Genomic DNA, 5,888 nt, shown 5'->3' with positions numbered 1-5,888 from the left:
GACTACTGTGGACTGGATCTTGGAAGAAAGTCGAGCCGCTATTGCATCGTCGATAAGGTACTTTTCTAGACTGACGATGGCCCTGCATGGCAGGTGGTTCATGTCGGCATTACGGTTCGCGGCTGTTTCGGCTTGCTGCACGCTCGTAGCGGGCTGCGGCGCGTGCACGCTCAGCCCGGGCGCTGCCGGCAGCGGGGCAGGCATGGACGCTGCGGGCACGTCCGGGGTCGGCGCTGGCCGCGCGGGGGCGGGTGGCGTGCGGGGCGGATCCGGTCAGGGGGGCGGCGTCAGCCAGGGAGGCAGCGGCGGTCGGGCGGGCAGCGTGGGTCGGGCGGGCGTCCTCGGTCAGTCGGGCAGCGTGGGTAGGGCGGGCAGCGTGGGCCAGGGGGGGCGGAGCGGGGGGGGCACGGTGTAGACTGAAACAGTGCCCTCGCGGGCGCTTCAGCTGCGACGGCAACGCGATCAACGGCTGCGAGTCGCGGACGCCATGCACGGTGAGTCAGGGGGGCATCGCGGGCCGGCAGGGACGATGATGCGGTGGGAGCGGGACATGCAGACAAAACCTGTTCGAGGCTACGACCGGGCGCCCACGTGGGCAGCCTGCGCGATCGCTACCCTCCACGTGCTGCTTGGCACGCATGGCTGCCAGCTTTCGCGGGGATTTCACTTCACCAAAAGTGCTGAACTCGAGACTAGCGTCTGTGGCGCTTCGCCGGCGTACGCGAAACGGGCACGAACAGCTGCCGGGCCTTACGGAGCTTCACGCGTCGCGGCGGGCGCACGCGAAAGCTGATTTTTCGCGTTTCGTAGCCTTGCGCGCGTACGCGCAGGGTGTGCTTCTTGCGCCCGGTCTTCAGCTTGGTCTTGAGCACGCCGACAGCCACGAGGCGCCCGTCGAGCTCGAGCGTAGCCGAGCGTGGCTGCGCCACCACTATGATCTTGCGCATACCGGCGGATGTGCGCCTGTTCGTCTTGACCCGACGCATGGGTGGAGCGCGTTCGGGCCGCGGCTGGGCCTGCGCTTGGCGTGGGCTACCGGGATCGGTGGCAAGGTTTGGCGCAAGGGGGCGACGCGAGCCTGCGCTGGCCGCCGCCGGCGGCACACGAATCCACGTGCGCTCTCGCTCGGTCCGAGCTTCCGTTTCGGTGCTGCTGGTAGCCGTCCGCTTGCCCGCGTGGTCAACGTGGACCTCGGCTCGTTGCGCTGGCACGCTCCAGTCAGTCGAGCGCAGGGCGATCGCGTGACGTTCGGGGCGTGCTGGTTGCGGTTCGCTGGCGATGGGTTCACTGGAGTCGCTCAGCCACAGCCAGACACCGAAGCTAGCCGCAAGCGCGAGGACGGTGCCGGCGACGGTCGGTCTCGCGCGCGCTCTGGCGGTCGTGATGTTGGCTAGACGGCGCGTAGGGGCACGAGCCGCAGCTTCATCTTGTCGGTCGAGCTGTCGTGCTCCGCCGAGCAGCCAGCCTTGCTCGCGATCGTAGTGCCGGGTAGGTGCGTCGACTGTCTCCACCCTCCCCAGGGTGCCACTCAACCGGGAGCCTCTGACCGGCGTGTCCTCGAGCGCCTCGGAGGACTGCGTCGAGCTCGGGCGGCTCAACCGAGTGCTTGCCTGGCTCCGCCGAGCGCCTGCCCGTTGCTTGTTCGAGCTCGAGAGCTCTCGGCGCGCCTTGCGCAGGTCGGAAAGGAGCCGATCCAGGCCCTGGTAGCGGTCCTCCGGACGTTTGGCGAGACAGCGCAGCACCAGCAGCCGCAGCACCTCGGGCGCAGGCGATTGTCCAATGGTCAGCCGCGGTACAGGTTCGCGCGCATGCGCGATCAAGGTGGCGAAGTCGCTGTCTCGCTCAAAGGGGACACGGCCGCTCAGCATCCGGTAGAGCAGGACGCCCAGCGAGTAGATGTCGGTGCGGCCGTCCACGGTTCGGGAACGCACTTGCTCCGGGGAGGCGTACTTGGGGGAGCCCATGAAGCGCCCGGTCAGCGTCAGATCGTGCGGATCTTGGATGTTCTTGACCAAGCCGAAGTCCACGACCTTGACGAAGTCCTCCTCGTCTCCGTGCTTCGTCAACAGCACATTGGACGGCTTGAGATCGCGGTGGATGATTCCTAGCCCGTGTGCCTCCCGCAGCCCGCGGCAGATTTGCCGGGCTATGTGCAGCGCCCGGGTCGGAGGCAGGTGTCCCTGTTCGCGTAGCAGGTCGCCCAAGGTGCGTCCCTGCACGAGCTCCATGGCGATGTAGTAGAGTCCATCTTCTTCGTGCCCGTAATCAAACACGGTAACGGTGTTCGGGTGGCGCAGCCTTGCCGCGCTGGAGGCTTCGAGAAAGAAGCGCTGGCAAAACTCCTGATCTTGCTCGAGTTGCTCCGGCTCCAGCAGCTTCAGCGCCACCATCCGTCCCAGCGGCATCTGCTCGGCTCGGTACACGCGTGCCATACCGCCGATCGCGAGGCGCTCCATGACGAGGTAGCGCCCGTCGATCACCAGCCCGAGCAAGCGATCGCCTCGCTTGTGCTTGTGTCTGTCGCTCGAGGACTCCATGTGCTGCACGGGTACAGGCTCGTGGTGGCACCGCGGCGCCCACGTGGCTCAGCCCGCCAAGGATCTATCGGCGTTGGCACGGGATTGCTAAACCCGGTGTCCTTCGGCAGGGGTAGGGAAAGAGGCGCGGACGCGCACGCTCGCGCAGCGGGCGCTTGACCGCCACGAAGCTGCTGGTCAGCGCATCAGCAGTACGGGACAGCCCGCGATGAGCGCGACCTGGTGTCCTACCGACCCTAGCCCGCCACCTGGCTGTGCCGGATCGAGCTGATCGAAGCTCATGACGATGAGGTCGCTCTCGCCTTCTTCCGCGTGGCGCAGAATCTCGGGTACTCGCTTGCCGAGCACGACCTGTCCCTCGACTTCGATGCCGCGTGCGCTGAGGTTCTCGGCCCAGCGGGCTACCGCGTCTTCTGCCTTGGCCATCAATTCGGCGTAGAAATCCTTCATCTCGTCGTAAGGCACGTCCGCGATCGTCTGAACCACGTGAAGCAGCCGCACCGAGGCCGCGTGCGCCTCCGCCAGGTCGCCCGCAGCTTTCACGGCACGCTCGCTTCGCTCCGTCAGGTCGATGGGCAGCAGGATGTTTCGAAACATGGCGCCAGCCTACCAGCGCTCGCCAGTCATTCGAGCTGGCCTGCCTGGGCCTTGTCGATCCACTCGCGAGCCTCACGTTCGATCACGCCGATCGCGAGCTTGCTGAAGGGACGGAACAGCAGCGGGACGTCGAGCTCCAGGTGCAGATCGTTGGGCCGCACGGTCATCGCACCGTGCAGGCGTTTGCCCTTGACTGCAAAGCTCAGCTCCACTCGGTCGTCGCTGACCCAATCGGCTTGCACGTCGTACTTGGACAGGCCCTCCTTGTAGCTCTGGACCGCCTTCTGGGCCGCCCGCCTTGCCAGCTCGGGGACGAGATCGTGGGGAATGTCGTGGGTGACCATGCGCCCATGCTACGTGACTCGCGAGCCGTTGCCAAACCGGAGCACAGGCTCCAGCGGACGGCACGGGGAAAGGCAGAGCCTGTTTCGACGCAGCCGGCGAATGCCTGGTCAAGTGCAGGTAGCTGCCGGCATCAATCGGGCGAGCCGGAAAGGGGATTCCGTACCCGGAGGGCGGTAAAGCGGCTGAAGTCTCGGTCTGCCGTCCATAGCTCTCGAACGCCGTGCAGCTGGCACAAGGCCGCGATGCGGGCATCGTGCACGCGCGGCCCGCTGATTCGTCCGGCTTGCAGCGCAGCGCGCAATCGAGGCCAGTACGCCTCGGTTTCAGCGAGAAGCACGATCCCGGGTGCCTCCAGCCAGGCTTCGATCTGATCGACGGCTTCGTTCAGGTGGCTCGGGGGAGAGAAGATCCTGGGGTGCGTCGCCACCGCGACGAACTCCGATACGCAGGGCCAGGGTATGGCCCAGGCCGCCGGGCTCGCTGCCAGCTCCTCGATGCAGGCGTACGCAGCCGCATTCCACTCGGAGTCCTTTCGATGCGCGTACAGTAGCAGATTGGTGTCGAGCGCGATCACGACCCGCGACCTTCGTAGGCTGCGTCCCGGAGTCGATCCCAGGCAGCGTCCGAGAACTCCGGCTGCAGTCCCTGTCCATCGACGCGAGCGTCCCGCAGCGCAAAGCGCTTCCTGCGGCAACGTTCCTTGAGCACATGCCGCAGACCGGCTTCGATCAGATCGCGCAGCGTCGTCGACTCCCGTGCCGCTACGCGTTTCGCTCGCTGCAGCAGGGGCTCGGAGATCTCTACGGTCGTCTTCATATGGCTACCCATATCACCTGACATGGGTAGCCGCAACTACATCATCTCGGCCAAGTAGTTCTCGACGCCTGCTTGTTCGATCAGGCCCACCTGTTGCTCGAACCAGAGAATGTGGTCCTGCTCGGTATCCGAAAGCAGCTCCTCGAGCATCGTGCGTGTGCCGTTGTCGCCTTTGTTGCGGCACAGTGCAATGGCTTCGTTTAGGCCCTGGGCTACTTGCAGCTCGAATTCGAGATCGTTCTCGAGCATCTCTTTCGGGTTGCTTCCGATCTTCAGCTTGGCACGTGCCGCGACGTCGGGTTGTCCGTCGAGAAAGAGAATCCGCCGAATCAGCTTGTCGACGTGGCCGCGTTCGTCGTCCGACTCGTGGGCGATCCTCTCGTAGAGCTTGTTGTAGCCCCAGTCGTTCAGCATGCGTGACTGCACCAGGTACTGATCGATCGCTGTCAGCTCGTTTGCGAGCAACGCGTTCAAGCACTTTATGACGTCCTTGTCTCCCTGCATGGCTCAAACCTCTGGCTACGCTCAAAGTCTCTGCTGCGAATGGGAACGAGATTAGGGTCGATCAGCTCGAAACACAAGTTGAGTAATGGAAAAGAACTATGATCTTGAAATCGAGTATCAACTTCATCTCCATGTGTCCTGGGACCAATGATAATGAAATCGGATTTCAACTTCATGTTGGTCGCGATGTTGGCAGCCGCGGATCTTGAAACCAGGGTGAAATGCCCATAGGCTGCCCCTTGATGACGTGGCCGCGTGGCTGCGATGCGGAGGATCACCAGGATGAAGGGCAACCCAGATATTATCGCCATGCTGAACGACGTGCTCACGGCCGAGCTCACGGCGATCAATCGTTATTTCGTTCATTCGCGCATGTGTGCCAACTGGGGTTACGAGGCGCTGGCGGAACGCAGGAAAAAGGACTCCATCCGCAACATGCACGCTGCAGCGGCCGTAATAGACCGCATCCTGCTTCTCGACGGCGTACCCAACATGCAGCGGCTGAATCCTGTCGGGGTCGGCGAATACGTGCCGGAGCAGCACGAGCTCGACCTCGCGGACGAAGTCGGAGCGATCGCGCATCTCAACAAGGGCATCGGCCTGTGCAGGGAAAAGGCCGACAACGGGAGCCGGCATCTGCTGGAGGGCATTTTGCGGGAGCACGAGGAGACTGCAGATTGGCTCGAGGCTCAGCTGCACCTCATCAAGGAGATAGGCAGGGAGCGGTATCTGAGCGAGCAGATGAGCTGACCCGGAACTTCGTTGCGGGTCAAGTGCTCGCTTGTGCTAGCAGGGCGGCGACTATGCCTCCGGTGCCTCGACTGCGGATCGGCTGCTATCGCAGACGCCTCGGACACGCGGTTGTCCATTGATGGGGCGGTTGTCCATTGATGGGGCGGTTGTCCATTGATGGGGCGGTTGTCCATTGATGGAGTGCCTCGAAGTTGGTGACCGATGCGGGCTAGCGACTGGCGCGCGAGCGTTTTTTTGAGCGCGCGGAGCGGCCGGTGTCATAGACGACGAGACAATCCGGACAGTCGCCGAGCAGCTGCAGCTCGGAGCCCGCCAGCGAGCGATGCCAGCGGCGGT

8 protein-coding genes are annotated in these 5,888 nt (G+C 64.2%); 2 read left to right on the top strand and 6 right to left on the bottom strand.

Translation table 11 applies throughout. The features are described from left to right. The first annotated feature begins 100 nt into the window (after nucleotides 1-100). Nucleotides 101-415 (top strand): hypothetical protein, encoded by a 315-nt coding sequence (locus MJD61_13335; GenBank protein ID MCG8556253.1) that lies wholly within the window; start codon nucleotides 101-103, stop codon nucleotides 413-415. Nucleotides 416-692: 277 nt separating this feature from the next. Here the strand turns inward: MJD61_13335 and MJD61_13330 are convergent, their stop codons facing one another. From MJD61_13330 to bfr (MJD61_13305), 6 genes are all read right to left on the bottom strand, one after another. Continuing rightward, nucleotides 693-2,537, bottom strand: coding sequence for a protein kinase (locus MJD61_13330; protein ID MCG8556252.1), 1,845 nt, complete (start codon nucleotides 2,535-2,537; stop codon nucleotides 693-695). A gap of 177 nt (nucleotides 2,538-2,714) precedes the next feature. Further along, entirely contained in the window at nucleotides 2,715-3,134 is a 420-nt protein-coding gene (locus MJD61_13325) for a universal stress protein (protein ID MCG8556251.1), read from the bottom strand. A gap of 26 nt (nucleotides 3,135-3,160) precedes the next feature. Next, nucleotides 3,161-3,478, bottom strand: coding sequence for a polyhydroxyalkanoic acid system family protein (locus MJD61_13320; protein MCG8556250.1), 318 nt, complete (start codon nucleotides 3,476-3,478; stop codon nucleotides 3,161-3,163). 131 nt (nucleotides 3,479-3,609) lie between these two features. Beyond that, entirely contained in the window at nucleotides 3,610-4,053 is a 444-nt protein-coding gene (locus MJD61_13315) for a PIN domain-containing protein (protein ID MCG8556249.1), read from the bottom strand. Then, nucleotides 4,050-4,295, bottom strand: a complete 246-nt coding sequence (locus tag MJD61_13310) for a DUF2191 domain-containing protein (GenBank protein MCG8556248.1) — start codon at nucleotides 4,293-4,295, stop codon at nucleotides 4,050-4,052. The genes MJD61_13315 and MJD61_13310 overlap by 4 nt, the downstream gene beginning before the upstream one ends. Before the next feature lie 36 nt (nucleotides 4,296-4,331). Continuing rightward, nucleotides 4,332-4,799, bottom strand: coding sequence for a bacterioferritin (bfr, locus tag MJD61_13305; protein MCG8556247.1), 468 nt, complete (start codon nucleotides 4,797-4,799; stop codon nucleotides 4,332-4,334). A 282-nt stretch (nucleotides 4,800-5,081) separates the two neighbouring features. Between bfr (MJD61_13305) and bfr (MJD61_13300) the strand changes: the two genes are divergently transcribed. Then, nucleotides 5,082-5,549 (top strand): bacterioferritin, encoded by a 468-nt coding sequence (bfr, locus tag MJD61_13300; protein MCG8556246.1) that lies wholly within the window; start codon nucleotides 5,082-5,084, stop codon nucleotides 5,547-5,549. Nucleotides 5,550-5,888: the final 339 nt, after the last annotated feature.

The sequence above is a fragment of the Pseudomonadota bacterium genome (genome assembly GCA_022361155.1).
Lineage (GTDB): Bacteria > Myxococcota_A > Polyangia > Polyangiales > JAKSBK01 > JAKSBK01.
This window is presented reverse-complemented; position numbering and strand designations above follow the sequence as displayed.